At 72.5% G+C, this 17,188-nt stretch carries 14 protein-coding genes; 9 read left to right on the top strand and 5 right to left on the bottom strand.

The features are described 5' to 3' along the window. The first annotated feature begins 148 nt into the window (after window positions 1-148). The 5 genes from mtrA (at window position 149) to raiA (ending at window position 6,002) form a co-directional block, all read left to right on the top strand. The gene (mtrA, locus tag Q3W68_RS03280) at window positions 149-838 is read left to right on the top strand and encodes an MtrAB system response regulator MtrA (RefSeq protein ID WP_013284210.1); all 690 of its coding nucleotides are present in this window, start codon (window positions 149-151) and stop codon (window positions 836-838) included. Between the two features lie 13 nt (window positions 839-851). After that, window positions 852-2,600 carry an MtrAB system histidine kinase MtrB gene (mtrB, locus tag Q3W68_RS03275; RefSeq protein ID WP_302904026.1) on the top strand — a complete coding sequence of 583 codons (1,749 nt, stop codon included), beginning with the start codon at window positions 852-854 and terminating at the stop codon, window positions 2,598-2,600. Next, on the top strand, window positions 2,597-4,396 hold the full coding sequence (locus Q3W68_RS03270; RefSeq protein WP_302904025.1) for an LpqB family beta-propeller domain-containing protein: 1,800 nt from the start codon (window positions 2,597-2,599) through the stop codon (window positions 4,394-4,396). Before mtrB ends, Q3W68_RS03270 begins: the two co-directional genes overlap by 4 nt. 6 nt (window positions 4,397-4,402) lie before the next feature. Then, the gene (locus tag Q3W68_RS03265; RefSeq protein WP_302904024.1) at window positions 4,403-5,107 is read left to right on the top strand and encodes a ComF family protein; all 705 of its coding nucleotides are present in this window, start codon (window positions 4,403-4,405) and stop codon (window positions 5,105-5,107) included. Window positions 5,108-5,357: 250 nt separating this feature from the next. Continuing rightward, window positions 5,358-6,002: a ribosome-associated translation inhibitor RaiA gene (gene raiA, locus Q3W68_RS03260; RefSeq protein ID WP_302904023.1), complete on the top strand. Its 645-nt coding sequence runs from the start codon at window positions 5,358-5,360 to the stop codon at window positions 6,000-6,002. A gap of 42 nt (window positions 6,003-6,044) precedes the next feature. On the opposite strand, the gene Q3W68_RS03255 is transcribed toward raiA, so the two are convergent. Both Q3W68_RS03255 and Q3W68_RS03250 read right to left on the bottom strand, forming a co-directional pair. After that, window positions 6,045-7,151 (bottom strand): GNAT family N-acetyltransferase, encoded by a 1,107-nt coding sequence (locus Q3W68_RS03255; RefSeq protein WP_302904022.1) that lies wholly within the window; start codon window positions 7,149-7,151, stop codon window positions 6,045-6,047. Beyond that, entirely contained in the window at window positions 7,148-8,305 is a 1,158-nt protein-coding gene (locus Q3W68_RS03250) for a GNAT family N-acetyltransferase (RefSeq protein ID WP_302904021.1), read from the bottom strand. Before Q3W68_RS03250 ends, Q3W68_RS03255 begins: the two co-directional genes overlap by 4 nt. 169 nt (window positions 8,306-8,474) lie before the next feature. Here Q3W68_RS03250 and secA point away from each other — a divergent pair, with 169 nt between their 5' ends. Next, window positions 8,475-11,384 (top strand): preprotein translocase subunit SecA, encoded by a 2,910-nt coding sequence (secA, locus tag Q3W68_RS03245; protein WP_302904020.1) that lies wholly within the window; start codon window positions 8,475-8,477, stop codon window positions 11,382-11,384. A 477-nt stretch (window positions 11,385-11,861) separates the two neighbouring features. Here secA and Q3W68_RS03240 read toward each other — a convergent pair whose 3' ends face one another. Beyond that, window positions 11,862-12,440 (bottom strand): Rv3235 family protein, encoded by a 579-nt coding sequence (locus Q3W68_RS03240; protein ID WP_302904019.1) that lies wholly within the window; start codon window positions 12,438-12,440, stop codon window positions 11,862-11,864. 94 nt (window positions 12,441-12,534) lie between these two features. Continuing rightward, window positions 12,535-12,762, bottom strand: a complete 228-nt coding sequence (locus Q3W68_RS03235) for a helix-turn-helix domain-containing protein (RefSeq protein ID WP_013474124.1) — start codon at window positions 12,760-12,762, stop codon at window positions 12,535-12,537. Between the two features lie 197 nt (window positions 12,763-12,959). Here Q3W68_RS03235 and Q3W68_RS03230 point away from each other — a divergent pair, with 197 nt between their 5' ends. Beyond that, complete coding sequence (locus Q3W68_RS03230) at window positions 12,960-13,469, top strand: hypothetical protein (protein WP_302904018.1); 510 nt, start codon at window positions 12,960-12,962, stop codon at window positions 13,467-13,469. 7 nt (window positions 13,470-13,476) lie between these two features. Here the strand turns inward: Q3W68_RS03230 and Q3W68_RS03225 are convergent, their stop codons facing one another. Continuing rightward, the gene (locus Q3W68_RS03225) at window positions 13,477-14,505 is read right to left on the bottom strand and encodes a hypothetical protein (RefSeq protein WP_302904942.1); all 1,029 of its coding nucleotides are present in this window, start codon (window positions 14,503-14,505) and stop codon (window positions 13,477-13,479) included. A gap of 374 nt (window positions 14,506-14,879) precedes the next feature. On the opposite strand from Q3W68_RS03225, the gene pruA reads away from it, so the two are divergent. Together pruA and Q3W68_RS03215 are read left to right on the top strand one after the other, a co-directional pair. Continuing rightward, window positions 14,880-16,508, top strand: a complete 1,629-nt coding sequence (gene pruA, locus Q3W68_RS03220; protein WP_302904017.1) for an L-glutamate gamma-semialdehyde dehydrogenase — start codon at window positions 14,880-14,882, stop codon at window positions 16,506-16,508. 134 nt (window positions 16,509-16,642) lie between these two features. Beyond that, window positions 16,643-17,158, top strand: coding sequence for a PadR family transcriptional regulator (locus Q3W68_RS03215; RefSeq protein WP_302904016.1), 516 nt, complete (start codon window positions 16,643-16,645; stop codon window positions 17,156-17,158). Window positions 17,159-17,188 lie beyond the last annotated feature (30 nt).

Genomic DNA, 17,188 nt, shown 5'->3' with positions numbered 1-17,188 from the left:
GCGGGTCCGCATCCGGTGGACCCGTCCGGCCCGGCGCGCCACGCTGGGCGGCCATGCCGACTTGCTGTGGTGCACGGGGCCGCTCGGCGCTACGGTCTCGTGGAGACGCCGAACACTCCAGACGAACGGGGATGGAACGATAAACCCCATGAGAGCCCGGGTACTCGTGGTCGACGACGACCCCGCCCTCGCCGAGATGCTCGGCATCGTGCTGCGCAGCGAGGGCTTCGTGCCGTCCTTCGTCGCGGACGGCGAACGGGCGCTGGCCGCGTTCCGCGACAACCGACCCGACATCGTCCTGCTCGACCTGATGCTGCCGGGCATGAGCGGCATCGACGTGGCCCGCGCCATCCGGGGCGAGTCCGGCGTGCCGATCGTGATGCTGACCGCCAAGAGCGACACCGTCGACGTGGTGCTCGGGCTGGAGTCCGGCGCCGACGACTACGTGGTCAAGCCGTTCAAGCCCAAGGAGCTGGTGGCCCGGATGCGGGCCCGGCTGCGCCGGGGCGAGGACGTGGCGCCGGAGATGCTGACCATCGGCCCGCCCGGCAACCAGATCACCATCGACGTGCCGGCGCACACGGTCAGCCGCGACGGCGAGGAGGTGAAGCTGACGCCGCTGGAGTTCGACCTGCTGGTCGCGCTCGCCCGCAAGCCGCGTCAGGTCTTCACCCGCGAGGTGCTGCTGGAGCAGGTCTGGGGCTACCGCCACGCGGCGGACACCCGCCTGGTCAACGTGCACGTCCAGCGGCTGCGCGCCAAGATCGAGCCGGATCCGGAGCGACCCGAAATCATCCTGACCGTCCGGGGCGTGGGCTACAAGGCGGGCACCGGATAGCCTGGTCAGCACTGTGCTGACCCCGCTGCCCGAGTCGCCGCCCGCCGCGCCCCGCCGGCTCCACGCCGTGCGGGCGCTCTGGCTGGCTCTGACCGGCCGGGTCGCCCGGCTGGTGGCGGCGGTGCACCAGGCGTGGCGGCGGTCGCTCCAGGTCCGTGTGGTCACCATCACGCTGGTGGCGTCGAGTCTGCTGGTGGGCGGTTTCGCCTATCTGATCGCCGACAAGATCACGAGCATCCTGCTGGAGAACGCCGAGACCGACGTGCGGCTGCGGCTGAGCAACGGCAGCGAGTACGCGGCCAAGCAGTTCAACCTCTACAGCCAGCCGCAGGAGGCGCAGCTCCAGAACACCATCGACGGCACCGTGAACTACCTGGCCGGCGGAGACCCCACCCAGACCAGCGGCGTGGTGGTGGCGATAACCGCCGACAACTTCGCCGAGTTCATCGAGCCGCGTACCACGCCCGACGTGCCGGTGGGCGCGGTGATCGGCGACGAACTGCGGGCCACGGTCGCCTCCGGCAAGGTCGCCCACCAGATCCGCACCGGCTCGCTCGGCGGCGAGCGGACGAAATACCTGGTCTACGGCTCCCCGGTGCCCACCAAGTTCGGGCAGGTCGAGCTCTACTACCTCGTACCCCTGGCCCGGCAGGACGCGACGGCGGCCGACGCCCGGGCCACCGTGGTCGCGACCGGCGTCGCGCTGGTGCTGCTGCTCGGCCTGCTGGCCGCGCTGGTCACCCGCCTGGTGGTGACGCCGGTACGGGTGGCCGCGCGCACCGCGCAGCGGCTCTCCGCCGGCCTGCTCGACCAGCGCATGGTGGTCTCCGGCGAGGACGACCTGGCCCTGCTGGCGGCCTCGTTCAACCAGATGGCGACGAACCTGCAACGGCAGATCCTCCGGCTGGAGGAGATGTCCCGCCTGCAACGCCGGTTCACCTCCGACGTCTCGCACGAACTGCGGACACCGCTGACCACGGTACGGATGGCCGCCGACCTGATCTTCGCCGAGCGCGACGAGTTCGACCCCGCGGTGGCCCGCAGCGCCGAGCTGCTCCAGGCCGAGCTGGACCGGTTCGAGGAACTGCTCACCGACCTGCTGGAGATCAGCCGGTTCGACGCCGGTTTCGCGGTGCTGGACAGCGAGCCGACCGACCTGGTGCCGGTGGTGCACCGGGTGACCGAGCGGCTGGCCGGGCTGGCCGAGCGGGTCGGGGTGACCATCGAGCTGGACCTGCCGGACACTCCGGTGATCGCCGAGGTCGACCCGCGCCGCGTCGAGCGGGTGCTGCGCAACCTGGTCGGCAACGCGGTCGAGCACGGCGAGGCCAAGCCGGTACGGATCACCCTGGGCCAGGACCAGAGCGCGGTGGCGATCACCGTGCGGGACCACGGCGTGGGCCTCAAGCCGGGGGAGGAGAAGCTGGTGTTCAACCGCTTCTGGCGGGCCGACCCGTCGCGCGCCCGGCAGACCGGCGGCACCGGGCTGGGCCTGTCGATCAGCCTGGAGGACGCCCGCCTGCACGGCGGCTGGCTGGAGGCGTGGGGCGCGCCGGGCCAGGGGGCGCAGTTCCGGCTCACCCTGCCCGCCCGGGCCGGGGACCGGCTCACCACCTCCCCGTTGCGGCTGGTGCCGGCCGACGCCACCGTGCCGTTCGGCGGCCCCCGTGACGGCGGGCTGCCCGCCATCGGGCCGGGCGGTGGCGTCGCGGCGCTGACCGCCGGACCGGCCGGCGGCGACCACGCGGAGGCGCGGCAGTGAACCGCCGCGTCCTGGCCCTGCTGCTGACGGGCGCGCTGCTGCCGGCGGCGCTCGCCGGATGCGGCATCCCGCACCAGACCGACGTGCAGGTGGACGGCTCGGTGCCGGCCGCCGAGTCCGGGGCGCTCAACGGCAGCCCGGCCCGGCCGCCCGAACCGGCCGACAGCAGCGAGCCGGTGCCGTTCATCGAGAACTACCTGCGGGCCGCCGCCGCGGGGGAACGCGACCAGGCGTACGCCCGGGCCCGGAAGTTCCTCGCCGCGGAGGCCCGCGACCTGCTGCCGGGCAAGCCGCAGACCAGCGAGGTCGAGCTGACGGTGGTGCGGCTGCGGGAGAAGCCGGAGAGCACGCCGCCCAACAACCAGGGCACCAGCACCGTGACGCTCAAGGTGCAGCAGGTGGGCGTGCTGCGTGCCGACGGCACGCTCGGCCCGCCGGTGGCGAGCGAGACGCAGTACGTCTTCGAGCTGCGCCGGGCCGAACCGGCCGGTACCGGCCTGCTGATCACCGAGCTGCCGAACGTGCTGCTGGCCAGCGACTCGGCGATGCGTGAGTACTACCGTCCCCGCACCGTCTACTTCTGGAACACCGACCTGACCCGGCTGGTGCCGGACCAGCGTTACCTGCCCTCGTCGGCGCCGACCGAGCGCCGGATCACCGAGGTGATGAAGTGGCTGGCCGACCGCCCGTCGGACTGGCTGGCCCCCGGTGTGACAGGGCTGCCCGACGGCACCCAGCTGATCAACAACGCGACCGGCGCGGACGGCCACTGGGAGATCAACCTCAACATGCCGGGCGCCAACGAGCAGCGGCTGACCCGGCTCGGCACCCAGTTGGCGTGGTCCCTGTCGGACCTGGACGGCCAGGTCGACCTGAAGATCCAGAACCAGAAGCGGCTCACCGTCGACCTGCGGCGCGAGCGCGTCTCCACCGCCGCCTATCCACGCGGCGGCGATCCGATGCGGTTCGCCGTCTACGACGGCGCCGTCCGTCCTCTGGCGTTCGGCAACGAGTCGCGGGCCGCCGTGCCGCTGCCGCCCGCGGAGAACCGCAACGTGGTCTCCGCGTCGCTCGCCCGCGCCGACGACCAGGTGCTCGCCGCGCTCGTGGTGACCGGGTCGGACAACCGCAGGCGGCTCAAGGTGGGCACCGGTCCGGATCCGGTCACGACACTCAACCCCGGCGACCGTACGTTCCGGACGATGAGCCGTCCCACCTGGCTGCGGTCGCTGAACAAGGCCCGCCCGGCGGGTCTGGTGGCGGCGGACGGCAGGCTCTACCGGTTCGACGGCGCGGGCCGGACGAGCGAGATCCCGCTGTCCGTTCCCGGGCCGGTCACCGCCGTCGCCGGTTCCCTCGACGGGCACCGGATCGCGCTGGCCTCCGGCGGCGCGGTCTTCGTCGCGGCGGTGAGTGTCGACGGCGGCGTGGTCAGCCTCGGGCAGCCCCGCCGGGTGACCACGCTGCTCACCGGCGTGACTGTGGTGGACTGGGTGGCGGAGAACGAGCTGGCGCTGGCCGGCAACGAGGCGGACCGGCGCTCGGCGATCCACCAGCTCAGCGTCGACGGCGCGTGGGAGACCCCGCTGGCGGTGGAGATCGGTGCGGCGGTGACCCAGCTCGCCGGGTATCCGGGCGGCGGCGACCGCGGCCTGGCCGCGTTCTCGTTCATGTTCGAGACGGACGGCGCGGCCTGGCGGAACAACCCGTTCGACTACGTCAAGCGGGAGCAGGTGCTCGACGTTCCGTCGGGCAGCCGGGCGACCAACCCGACCGCACCGTTCTTCCTCTACTGAGCCACCGTGCGTGACCTGGGCGGGCTCTGGTCGGACCTGACCGACCTGGTGCTGCCCGCCGGGTGTGCGGGCTGCGGCACCGGGTCGGTACGGCTGCGGCAGGGCTTCTGCCCCGGATGCGTGCGGGAGCTGGAGTCGCTGCGTCCCGCCCCTGCCCGGCCCGATCCGGCCCCGCCCGGCCTGCCGCCCTGCGTCGCGCTCGGCCCGTACGGAGGCGCGTTGCGTGAGGGACTGCTGGCGTACAAGGAACGGGGCCGGCACGGGCTGGCCCGGCCGTTGGGTGCGCTGCTCGCCGAGGTGGTCGCCGCGGCGGCGGGGCCGCCCGGCCCGGTGACGCTGGTGGCGGTGCCGGACACCGCCCGCGCCGCCCGGGCCCGCTACGGCGACCACCTCGACCGGCTGGTCCGGCCGGCGGCGGCCCGGTTGCGCGCGGCCGGCTGGCCGGTACGCGTGCTGCACCCGCTCCGCGCGCTGCCCCGCACCGACTCGGTGGCGCTGGACAGCGCCGGGCGGGCCGCAGCGGCCGAGACCGCGTTCCGGTTGCGCCGCCCGCTCACCGGACACCGGCCGGGGGAGAGCGTCGTGCTGCTCGACGACATCGTCACCACCGGCGCCACGCTCGCGGCGGTGAGCCGGATGTTGCACCGCGCGGGAATGACGCCAAAGGCCGCGGCGGTGCTCGCCGCAACGCAAAAGCGGCACCGTCGGTGACGCTTCGTGTATCCGTTTCACCCCATGGTGTATGAGCTGTTAAATTTCGCGACCACCTTCGGCAACCAGGGGTGACGGGTGGCCGTACAGGAGTTAGCGTTTCGGTGTCGGGGGTAGTGAGGATCCAACCTTCCCCCGGCATTGGAAGGAGGCGTAGCCGAACAAACCGGTCGACGCCGAGCGGGGCCCTCCCGGGTGCGTCGACCGGATCTGATCCGGACCGAACGACCGTCCGAACAAGGGAGGTCACGTGGACATCGTGGTCAAGGGCCGTAACGTCGAAGTGCCGGACCATTACCGGGTGCACGTAGCCGAGAAGCTCGCGAAGATCGAACGCTACGACCAGAAGCTCATTCGCGTGGACGTCGAGTTGTTCCACGAGCGCAATCCACGCCAGGCGGACACCTGCCAGCGGGTGGAGATCACGTGCGTGACGCGCGGCCCGGTGATCCGGGCCGAGGCCTGCACGAACGACTTCTACAGCGCGCTCGACGCCGCAATCGCCAAGTTGGACACGCGATTCCGCCGCGCGGCGGACCGTCGCCGGGTGCACCGCGGGCGGCACGCGCCGATCTCCGTGGCCGCCGCGACAGCCGGCCTGCCGGTGGCCGATCTCGACGGCCCGGGGTTGGCGGCGCTCGACGGCCGCGGCACCGCCACGGCGGTGGCCGAACGCCCCGACGAGAGCGGCTACAGCGAACCCGACGACCAGCCGTGGCACATCGCCCGGGCGAAGGTCCACCCCGCCGAACCGATGACCGTCGATGACGCGCTGTTCCAGATGGAACTCGTCGGCCACGACTTCTACCTGTTCCAGGACAAGGAGTCCGGCCGCCCGAGCGTGGTCTACCGGCGGCACGCGTACGACTACGGGATCATCCAGCTCGACGCGTGACCCCTTGACCGGCGAGGACGGGCCCCGCGCAGGGGTCCGTCCTCAGTTCTCGTCGGTGGCCAGGCGGCCGTAGACCACCGAGTCGACGCGGACGCCGTCCGGGCCGGGCAGCCGGCCGCGCAACAACCCCTCCCGCCGGAAGCCGGCCCGCTCCAGCACCCGCTGCGAGGCGACGTTGTCCGGCCTGGTGCCGGCCCACAGCCGGGCCACCCCGATACCGAACGCCCATCCCGCGACCAGCCGGACCGTCCGGGCCGCCAACCCGCGTCCGCGCGCCTCGGGCAGCAGGCTGTAGCCGATCATGGCCTGCCCGGTGGCCGGCTCGTCGTAGAACAACGCGCAGCCGCCGACGACAGCGCCGGTGGCCGCGTCGAGGATCGCCAGGTCGGCGGCCTCGCCGGCCAGCCAGCGGCTCGCCGCCAGCCGGCAGCGGCGCGCCAGCGCCGCCCGCTGCGGCGTCACCGGCGGCACCCGGTTCGCCACCACCTCCGGCAACGAGTGCAGCCGGAACAACGCGTCCGTGTCCGCCGGCTCCACCGGGCGCAGCGTCACCACGCCGTCGGTGAGCCGGCCGTCCGGCAGGTCCGGCAGCAGGCGGGTGACCGGCCCGGGCGGGTCGTCGGCCAGCCGCACCCAGGCGATCAGATCCTGGCGTACGCCGTCGCCGTCCACGCCCGCCGCCCGGCGTACGCCCTCGTGCCGGTAACCGCAGGCCAGTGCGATGCGCTGGCTCGCCACGTTCTCGACGCGGGTGAGCAACTCCAGCCGGGCCGCCCCGGCGGCGAACGCCCGCTCGGTGAGCAGCCGGGTGGCGGCGCTCGCCACGCCCCGGCCGCGCGCCGCCGGTCCCACCCAGTAGCCGATCTCGTACGTGGCCCGCTCCGCGCTGAGCCGGGTCAGCCCGATGCTGCCGAGCAGCCGGTCGGTCGCCGGGTCGGCGATCGTGTACGCGGCGCCGCCCGCCGCCCGCACCGCGGGCGCGCCCTCGGTGATCCACCAGCGGGCGGCCTCGGAGTCGTACGGGTCGGGCAGCAGGGGCATGAACCGGCGGGTCTCCGGATCGGCGCACCCGGCCACCGTCTCGGGCACGTCCGCGAGGTGGCACGGCCGCAGCCGTACGCCGTACCCCTCGATCGTCTCCGGGGTCATGCCAGGTCGCCTGGCAGCAGGGCGCCGATCCACGCGTCCTGCCGCTCGCCGCGGTGCTGGACGCCGCCGCGCAGCGTGCCCTCGACGGTGAAGCCGGCCTTCTCGGCGGCCCGGCGGGAGGCGGTGTTGCCGACGTTCGCCCGCCACTCGATCCGGGCCAGGCCGAGCGTGGTGAACCCCCAGGCGCAGACAGCGGCGAGCGCGGCCGGCAGGTAACCCCGGCCGCGGGCGTGCGGCGCGGTCATGTAGCCCACGTCGGCCACCAGCGGATCGTTCGGCAGCAGGCGCAGGTCGATCGAGGCGACGTAGTTGTCGTCCGGGTCGGCGACGGCGAACGTCGCGGCCGTGCCCCGGGCCCAGGCCGGGCGCACCAGGTCGCGCAGGAAGCCCTCGGCGTGCTCCGGCCGGTACGGGTGCGGCACCGTGGTCCAGCGGACGGTCTGCTCGTCCTGGCAGGTGCGGGTCACCGCGGCCAGGTCGCGTTCCTCCAGCGCGCGCAGCCGCAGTTCGGTGTCCCCGGCGGTGGCGAACAGGACCGGCTGCGGGCGGCCGAAGACCGCCGCGCGGCGGGCCTGGAGCGTGTCCGGGCCGTACGGGACCGGGTCACCGGCGGCGGCGACCTCGCCGGGGAGCAGCGAACCGATCCAGCCCTCGGGCCGGCCGCCGGGGCTGGGGTGGGCCAGCCGCAGCTCACCGTCGATCCGGAAGCCGGCGCGCAGCGCGACCAGCCGGGAGGCGTGGTTGCCGATCTCGGCCTGCCAGATGAGCCGGCGCAGCTTGAGCGCGTCGAACGCCCAGCGGGCGAGCGCGCGGACGGCGCGTACCGCGACGCCCCGGCTCCGGGCCCACGGCGCGGTCCAGTAGCCCACCTCGGCCGAGTCCCGCGCGCTGTCGACGGAGACCAGCCCGATCGAGGCGAGCAGCTCGCCGGTGCCGGCGTCGCAGACCGCGAACTGCGCCGCGGTGCCCTCGGCCCAGGCGGTGGCGCTGATCGTGGTGACGAACTCGGTCGCGTGCTCCGGCAGGTACGGGCGAGGTACGGTGGTCCAGCGCTGGATGTCCGGATCCTGGCAGGCGCGGTACACCGCGTCGGCGTCCTCCGCGCGCCACGGGCGCAGCAGCAGGCCGTCCTCGATGATCTCCACAGGCTCCATTCGAGCCATCGTGCCGGATCGTTCGCGCACGGCGTAACCCGATTAGCGGCCGGTGGCGCACGGTCGCGGTGTTATGTCGGGTTCCGGAACCCGGACCGCCGCCACCAGTGACCATCGTCGCGTCGGAGCGCCTACGATGGTTCGAGACCGTCTAGGGGAGCGTTGATCCGTGTCGATTCTGGAAAAGTTCCTTCGCGCCGGCGAGGGCCGCATGGTGCGTCGGCTGAAGGCCATCGCTGCCGCCGTCAACTCGATCGAGGACGACTACGTCAACCTCAGCGACGACGAGCTGCGCGGCATGACCGACCAGTTCAAGGAGCGGCTCGAGGATGGCGAGACCCTCGACGACCTGCTGCCCGAGGCGTTCGCGGTGTGCCGGGAAGCCGCCTCGCGGGTGCTCGGCCAGCGCCCCTACGACGTCCAGGTGATGGGTGGCGCGGCGCTGCACTTCGGCAACATCGCCGAGATGAAGACCGGTGAGGGCAAGACGCTCACCTCGGTGATGCCGGTCTACCTGAACGCGCTCGCCGGCAAGGGCGTGCACGTGATCACCGTGAACGACTACCTGGCCGAGCGCGACGCCGCCTGGATGGGCCGCGTCCACGAGTTCCTCGGCCTGCGCGTCGGCGTGGTGCTGCCCAACCGGCCCGCCACCGAGCACCGCGCGGCCTACGAGTGCGACGTCACCTACGGCACCAACAACGAGTTCGGCTTCGACTACCTGCGCGACAACATGGCCTGGTCGAAGGACGAGCTGGTCCAGCGCGGGCACTTCTTCGCCGTGGTCGACGAGGTCGACTCGATCCTGATCGACGAGGCGCGTACCCCGCTGATCATCTCCGGTCCGGCCGAGCACTCCGCCCGGTGGTACCAGGAGTTCGCCACAGTGGTGGCCCGGCTCCAGCCCGGCACCGACGGCGAGGGCGACTACGAGGTCGACTACGCCAAGCGCACCATCGCGATCACCGAGCGCGGCGTCGCCAAGGTGGAGGACCGCCTGGGCATCGACAACCTCTACGAGTCGGTGAACACCCCGCTGGTCGGCTACCTGAACAACGCGATCAAGGCCAAGGAGCTCTACAAGCGCGACAAGGACTACATCGTCAACGACGGTGAGGTCCTGATCGTCGACGAGTTCACCGGCCGCATCCTGCACGGCCGCCGCTACAACGAGGGCATGCACCAGGCGATCGAGGCCAAGGAGGGGGTGGAGATCAAGCAGGAGAACCAGACGCTCGCCACCATCACCCTCCAGAACTACTTCCGCCTCTACGAGAAGCTCTCCGGCATGACCGGTACCGCCCAGACCGAGGCGGGCGAGTTCAACAAGGTCTACAAGGTCGGCGTCGTGACCATCCCGACGCACCGGCCGATGGTCCGGCTCGACCGGCCCGACGTCATCTACAAGACCGAGAAGGCCAAGTTCAACGCCGTCGTCGAGGACATCGCCGAGCGGCACGAGCAGGGCCAGCCGGTGCTGGTCGGCACCGTCTCGGTGGAGAACTCCGAGATCCTGTCGCACATGCTGCGCCGCCGCGGCATCCCGCACTCGGTGCTGAACGCGAAGTTCCACGCCAAGGAGGCGGAGATCGTCGCGCAGGCCGGGCGCAAAGGCGCGGTCACCGTCGCGACCAACATGGCCGGCCGGGGCACGGACATCCTGCTCGGCGGCAACCCCGAGTTCCTCGCCGCGAACGAGCTGCGCCAGCGTGGGCTCGACCCGGTCGAGCAGCCGGAGGAGTACGCCAAGGCGCTGGAGGAGATCCTTCCGACCTGGAAGCAGGCGTGCGACGTCGAGGCGGAGGAGGTGGCCGCCGCCGGTGGGCTCTACGTGCTGGGCACCGAGCGGCACGAGTCCCGCCGGATCGACAACCAGCTCCGCGGTCGCGCCGGCCGGCAGGGTGACCCGGGCGAGTCCCGCTTCTACCTGTCGCTGCAGGACGAGCTGATGAAGCGCTTCCGGGCCGGCGCGGTCGAGGCGGTGATGGACCGCTTCAACATTCCGGAGGACGTGCCCATCGAGTCGAAGATGGTCACCCGCCAGATCAGGAGCGCCCAGGCCCAGATCGAGGGCCAGAACGCCGAAATCCGCAAGAACGTCCTCAAGTACGACGAGGTGCTGAACAAGCAGCGCCAGGTGATCTACGCCGAGCGCCTCCGGGTGCTCAACGGTGAGGACCTGTCCGACCAGGTCCGCAACATGATCGACGACGTGGTGACCGCGTACGTGGTCGGCGCCACGAGCGACGGCTACGCCGAGGACTGGGACCTCGACCAGCTCTGGTCCAGCCTGAAGCAGCTCTACCCGGTCGGCATCACCGTCGAGGAGCTGGAGGAGGAGGTCGGTTCCCGCGCGGGCATCGACCAGGACTTCCTGCTCGCGCGCCTGAAGGAGGACGCGCACGCCGCGTACGACAGGCGTGAGGAGAACCTCGGCGAGGAGGCGGTGCGCCAGCTCGAGCGCATGGTCCTGCTCCAGGTGATCGACCGTAAGTGGCGCGAGCACCTCTACGAGATGGACTACCTCCAGGAGGGCATCAGCCTGCGGGCGTACGCCCAGCGCGACCCGGTCATCGAGTACCAGCGCGAGGGCTTCGACATGTTCGCCTCCATGATGGACGGCATCAAGGAGGAGACGGTCGGCTTCCTCTACAACCTGGAGGTGCAGGTCGAGGAGGCGGAGCCGGAGGCCGAGGAGGTGGCACTGCTGGAGAAGCCGGTGGAGATCCGGGCCAAGGGTCTCAACCGCGCGCCGCAGCAGCAGGGCCTGCAATACTCCGCACCGTCGGTGGACGGCGAGGCCGGCCGGGGCGCCCCGGTGATCGAGCGGCCCGAGCAGCAGGCCCCGGCGCTCGGCATCGGCCAGCAGTCCTCGGAGCGCCCGGCCGCCTCCACGCCGCGCCGCACCCCGGGTGCGGCGGCCGGGGCGAGCGGCCAGGCGGTCGCCGCGAGCACCGCCCGGCGGGCCGCGCCCGGCCAGGTCGACGGCGGCGAGGGCCCGTCCCGTAACGCGCCCTGCCCGTGTGGCTCGGGCCGCAAGTACAAGCGCTGCCACGGCTCGCCCAACGGCGGCAACTGACCCCGAACAAGCGCCCCGACGGGCCCCGGCCTCCCCGGCCGGGGCCCGTCGCCGTCCCGCCGTCCCCGCCCGCCCCCTCGCGCACCCTCCCCACTCTCGCGCACCCTCCCCCCTGCGCGATCTTGCAGTTGTGGCCCTCGTTGTGCCCGATTAATGCCGTTATCGGAGGGCTGAAAGTGCAAGATCCCGAGGATGGGGTGGGCCGGAGATGCTCGCTCGGTCGGTTCCTGCGGCGAGCCTCCCGTTAGGCGAGATTACGGTTCCACTTGGTGGGAGCAGTGGAGATCTTGGTAGGAGAGGGCCCCTATGGGGGCCGTTTGGTACCAAGATCTCGCCGAGGGCCGAGGGCCGAGGGCCGAGGGCCGAGGGCCGAGGGCCGGGGGCCGGGGAGCCGGGGAGCCGGCTGACTGCGCCCGCTCACACATCGGCGCGGGTGGCCGCGGCGCGTCGAGCCAGCTCGGGTGGCGGTGGCCGGGCTCAGAGGACGTCGAGCACGACGCACTGCCAGGTGCCTCGGCGGCGTTCCAGGCGTACCGCGACCGCCCAGCTCGCGCCGCCGGCGCCGGCGAACACGGCGGTGGCCTCGACCGCGCCGGCGCGGGGCTCGCAGACGCGCAGGCGCCGCAGCAGCAGCGCCGGCCGGGCGGTACGGCGGCGGACCGGCGTCACCCGGCGGGCCGCGCGGGTCAGTTCGGCCGCCACCGGGCCGGCCGACTCGGGCAGGCAGAGCGGTCGGATCTGTCCGGGTGGGCGGAAGCCGTTCACGATCTCCAGGAAGGTGCGCACGAACCGGTGCGCGGCCCGCGCTCCCTCCGGTGTGGCGGTGGCGAGGGTCGACGCCTGGGGGCCGGACCAGCGGGGCCAGGCGGGTGCCGGGTCCGGGGCGCGGCCGGCGGGGCGTACGGCGGCACGGCGACGCGGGTCGGCCAGGTCGAGCGTGAGCTGACCGGCGGGACTCCAGAGCGGTTCCTCGTCGGTGCACGGCGGGTCGAGCGGCGGGGCGGGCCGGAGACGGACCGGCGGACGGGGTGCGCGGGGACGGCGGGTGTCAACCATCTCGAATCCTTGCGTTTGCCTTCGTTTGCCTCCGACAGGCTCTCATTCTCCGGACTCGGACGACCGCCGTCAATGGCAGGGGGTCCCCGGGCGGTCACTCCTCGTCGCGCTCGCCGAGCGGGTTGCCGCGTACCCATTCGGCCGTCTCGGCGTACTTGCGCTCGATGTATTCCTCCAGCCGGGCACGCTCGACCCGCCACTGGCCCCGGCCGCCGATCTTGATCGCGGGCAGTTCGCCGCTGCGGACCATGTGGTAGACCTGCGAGTCCGAGACGTTCAGCTCGGCCGCGACGTCGGACAGCAGCAGGAACCTCGACTCCACGGTGTGACTCCCGGGGTTGGTTACGTTTGCTTCAGTTTGCCATCACCAGGGGACATCGCCGCGCGCCCGTTCGGGAGACACACCGGCGGGAGACTTCACCCGCGCGGGTGCCGGGTGTATGACGGTCTCGGCGTACGGCATGATCGGCGCCCGGAGCCGGCGTCCGCCGGCGATCGGCCTGAGTGTGGGAGTGACCGGTGACCGACGAGCTTGTCCGGGTGTACCTGCCGGCGACCGTTCCCATGCTCGCCCGGCTGCGCGAGGAGGGGCTGAGCGCCGAGACGGCGCACGCCGTGACCCCGGAGCTGCGCGAGTGGTACGCCGAGGGCGACGAGGAGGAGCTGGAGTACGTGGCCTTCACCCGGGCCGCCCAGGACGCGCTGCTCCTGCTGCGGCACGATCCCGCCGCGCCCCGGCGACGGGTGGTGGTCTCGGCCGACCTGCCGGCCCGTGCGGTCGGCCGGGTCGACGGCGAGCTGGGATCGAGCACGGTCCGGCCGGCCGGACCGGTGCCGGTGAAGTCGGTCGCCGCGCTGCACGTGGACGGCGCGGACGCGGTCGAGGACGTGGCGGCGGCCGTCGACGTGGTGGTGGAGGCCCAGGCCGGCGACCCGGACGCCCAGTTCACAGTCGACGGCGCCGAGGACCACGAGCTGGAGTGGTACGACGTGACCGAGCTGGACCTGCTGCTGCGCGAGGCGGGCTGACCCCGGTTCAGGCCGCCGGCTCGTCCTCGTCGTCGTCCACCGGGCGCGGGCCGAGCGTGCGCCCGAAGACGATGAGCGTGGTCAGCGCGCCCACGAAGAGCACCCAGATACCGTTGTCCACCCGTGAGGTGCCCAGCGCGGTCTGCGCCACCTCGTCGGCCTCGCTGAGCGCGGCGGCCAGGTCGAGCAGCCCGCGCCCGCCGATCCGGATGATCACCTCGGTGAGCAGCAGGAGCAGGCCCGCGCCGGCCCCGGCGACCAGGTACGCCGGCCAGCGCAGCGGCGACGCCACGCCGTCGCGGCGCTCCGCCGGGCGCCGGGACCAGGTGAGATAGAGGTACGCGGCCAGGCCGGCGAGCAGCCCGGCGAGCAACGACTCGGTACGCGAGACCCACTTCGCGGCGTCGAGCACCGACTGCTGGGTCTCGCCGGCGCCGAACAGCTCGGAGAGCGGATCGCGGGCGCGGCTGAACAGCACCACGAAGATCTGCGCGGTGAGCGTCGCGAGGGTGATCGCCCCCACCACCCGCGCCTGGCGCGCGCCGGCCATCGCCCCGCCGATGATCGCTGCCGCCGCCGCGGTGCCGGCGATGGTGTTAGTGGTGGCGTTGTCCGCGTACGTCAGGTTGATCGCCACCGCGGTGACGAGCCCGACCAGGAGGCCGGTGCCGACGGCGGCCAGGAAGCGAAGCGTGGCGCGGCCAAGCCGGTTGGTCGCGAGCAGGGCGACAGTGGCGCCGGTGACCAGCGCGGCGGTGATGACGCCGGGCAGCGCGTACGCGGAGAGGCTGATCGCGGTGACGCCTGCGGCGGTCGAGTGGATGGCCTCGCGGGTGGACCAGAGCATGGCGGCCAGCCACCCGATCGAGACCAGGGCGAGCACGAGCGCACCGGGGGCGAACTCCGGGCGCCCGGTAGCGACAGTGGCCTCGTCCGTGGCCGTGGCCCCGTCCGTGCTCGTCTCGCCGGCCGACGGCTCGACGGCCTCGGGCTCGTCCGTCTCCGCGGCCGTGGAGCTGCCGGGCTGGTTGCTCATCGTCTCCCCTTCGACGGTCGCCGGATCGCCCCGCGCCGGGCCGGGCAGGTCACCGGTCATCCAGCGTACGCGGCGTGCCGCCGCCGCCCGGGCGGGCGGGGCGCGGGCCGCCTTCGGATGGAGCGTGCCGAAGGATCAACGACTGGTCGCCCCGTACTCCGATGTTTCGTCGGTTGTGGGTGGGCTGTGGCCGAAGGTACGGAGACGGCAGGGACTGTCCGGTGTACCGGGGAGGCGCGGCCCGCGGGGGCGTCTCGTGACAGAATCGGGCCAGGTCCCGCCGCCGCTGACCCCGCGGTGTCCGGCGTCCGGCCGCCGGCCGGCGCTCGCGGGTCCGGTTTCGCCGTCGCCGTCGAGATCGCCAGGAGCCTGTGATGGACGCCGTGTTCTCCGTACCCGAGCCGATCAACGAGCCGGTACACACCTACGAGCCCGGCAGCGCCGACCGGGAACGGCTCCAGCGGCGGCTGGCCGAACTGGCCGCCGAGCAGATCGAGCTGCCGATGACGATCGCCGGTGAGCGGCGGATGGCCGGCGGCGCGTCGATCGACGTGGTGCAGCCGCACAAGCGCGCCCACGTCCTCGGTGTCACCGGGCACGCCACCCACGAAGACGCCCGTGCCGCCGTGCAGGCCGCCAAGGACGCCGCTCCGATGTGGCGGGCGCTGCCGTTCGAGGAGCGGGCCGCGATCTTCCTGCGCGCCGCCGACCTGCTCGCCGGTCCCTGGCGGGACACGCTCAACGCGGCCACCATGCTCGGTCAGTCCAAGACCGCCGTCCAGGCGGAGATCGACTCGGCCTGCGAGCTGATCGACTTCCTCCGGTTCAACGTGCACTTCGCGCGCCGGCTCCTGGCCGAGCAGCCGCTGTCCTCGCCCGGCGTCTGGAACCGCCTGGACCACCGGCCGCTGGAGGGGTTCGTCTACGCGATCACCCCGTTCAACTTCACCGCGATCGCCGGCAACCTGCCCTCCGCGCCGGCCATGCTCGGCAACACGGTGGTCTGGAAGCCGTCCCCGACGCAGCAGTTCGCGGCGCACTTCACCATGCGCCTGTTCGAGGCCGCCGGCCTGCCGCCCGGTGTGATCAACATGGTCACGGGGCGCGGTGAGGAGGTCTCCGAGGTGGTGCTGGCCGACCCGGACCTGGCCGGCATCCACTTCACCGGCTCGACGAAGGTGTTCCAGCACCTGTGGAAGACCGTCGGCGACAACATCGCCCGTTACCGGGGCTACCCCCGGCTGGTCGGCGAGACCGGCGGCAAGGACTTCGTGGTCGCGCACTCCAGCGCCGACGTGGACGCGCTGCACACCGCGCTGATCCGGGGCGCCTACGAGTACCAGGGCCAGAAGTGCTCCGCCGCCTCGCGGGCGTACGTCCCGCGGTCGATCTGGGAGGGTGGGCTGCGTGACCGGCTCGCCGCCACCGCCGACTCGCTGACCTACGGCGACGTGACCGACTTCAGCAACTTCGGCGGCGCGGTGATCGACGACAAGGCGTTCGCCCGGCACGCCACCGCGCTGGACCTGATCAAGGGCGACGACTCCTGCCGGATCCTGGCCGGCGGCACCGCCGATCTCTCGGTCGGCTACTTCGTGCGGCCGACGCTGTTCGAGTGCTCCGACGCCGCGCACGAGACGTTCACCACCGAGTACTTCGGGCCGATCCTCGGCGTGCACGTCTTCGACGACGCCCGTTTCGACGAGGTGGTCGCCCAAGCCGAGTCGATCGCGCCGTACGCGCTGACCGGGTCGATCTTCGCGACCGACCGCCGGGTGGTCGACCAGGTGGCGGAGAAGATGCGGTACGCCGCGGGCAACTTCTACATCAACGACAAGCCGACCGGTGCGGTGGTCGGGCAGCAGCCGTTCGGCGGCGCCCGGGCCAGCGGCACCAACGACAAGGCGGGTTCCTGGCACAACCTGGTCCGCTGGATGTCGCCCCGGACGATCAAGGAGACGTTCGTCCCGCCGACCGATCACGCCTACCCGCACATGGGCTGAGACGCTTCGAGAGGGCCCGTCCCGGCCGGGACGGGCCCTCTTCCTCATCCGACAGTGCACATCGGACCCGTCATCGGGTGCCGAAATGAGCAAATCCTGGACGCCAGAGCCGACAAAGTGGCAGCTTAGAGGGCATGGCGGAATCCGGAGTCAACCCGACGGCAGCAGCTCTGCTCGGCCTGCTGCACGACGGCCCGATGACTGGCGGCCAGTTGATGGCCGCCGCTGAGCGCCGGCTGGCGCCGTACTGGTCGATGACCCGCAGCCAGGTCTACCGGGAGCTGCCGGTCCTGGCGGAGAAGGGTCTGGTGCGACTCGGCAAGCCCGGGCCGCGGATGAGCCAGCCGTACGCGCTGACGGCGGCCGGGAAACGGACATTCTCCCGCTGGCTGGCGGAGAATCCCGGCAAGGACACCATCCGTAACCCGATAGCGCTACGGATCGCGTTCGGCAACCTGCACTCGTCGAGCCAGCTCAAGAACCTGTACGCCACGGCGAACGAGTACCACACCGAGGCGCTGGCGGCGGTGCGGGAGCAGGTCAAGAACGCCAAGAAGGAAGGCGACAGCTACGACGCCAGCGCGCTGGAGTTCGCCGTCGCCTACCACAAGGCGGCGCTGTCCTGGCTGAAGACCGCGCCGGTCGGCTGACCACCTGCAACAGGTTGACGGAACGACGCA

This window comes from Micromonospora sp. C28ISP2-4 (genome assembly GCF_030519385.1).
Classification (GTDB): Bacteria; Actinomycetota; Actinomycetes; order Mycobacteriales; family Micromonosporaceae; genus Micromonospora; species Micromonospora tulbaghiae.
The sequence above is the reverse complement of the archived record's forward strand: the minus strand, read 5'-3'. Positions and strand labels throughout refer to the sequence as shown.

Bases quoted from the DNA above. Each gene is read 5' to 3' on its own strand.
- mtrA (WP_013284210.1), top strand. From the start codon at position 149: ATGAGAGCCCGGGTACTCGTGGTCGACGACGACCCCGCCCTCGCCGAG.
- Q3W68_RS03255 (WP_302904022.1), bottom strand. From the start codon at position 7,151: ATGACCCCGGAGACGATCGAGGGGTACGGCGTACGGCTGCGGCCGTGC.
- Q3W68_RS03250 (WP_302904021.1), bottom strand. From the start codon at position 8,305: ATGGAGCCTGTGGAGATCATCGAGGACGGCCTGCTGCTGCGCCCGTGG.
- Q3W68_RS03240 (WP_302904019.1), bottom strand. From the start codon at position 12,440: ATGGTTGACACCCGCCGTCCCCGCGCACCCCGTCCGCCGGTCCGTCTC.
- Q3W68_RS03225 (WP_302904942.1), bottom strand. From the start codon at position 14,505: ATGAGCAACCAGCCCGGCAGCTCCACGGCCGCGGAGACGGACGAGCCC.
- pruA (WP_302904017.1), top strand. From the start codon at position 14,880: ATGGACGCCGTGTTCTCCGTACCCGAGCCGATCAACGAGCCGGTACAC.
- Q3W68_RS03215 (WP_302904016.1), top strand. From the start codon at position 16,643: ATGGCGGAATCCGGAGTCAACCCGACGGCAGCAGCTCTGCTCGGCCTG.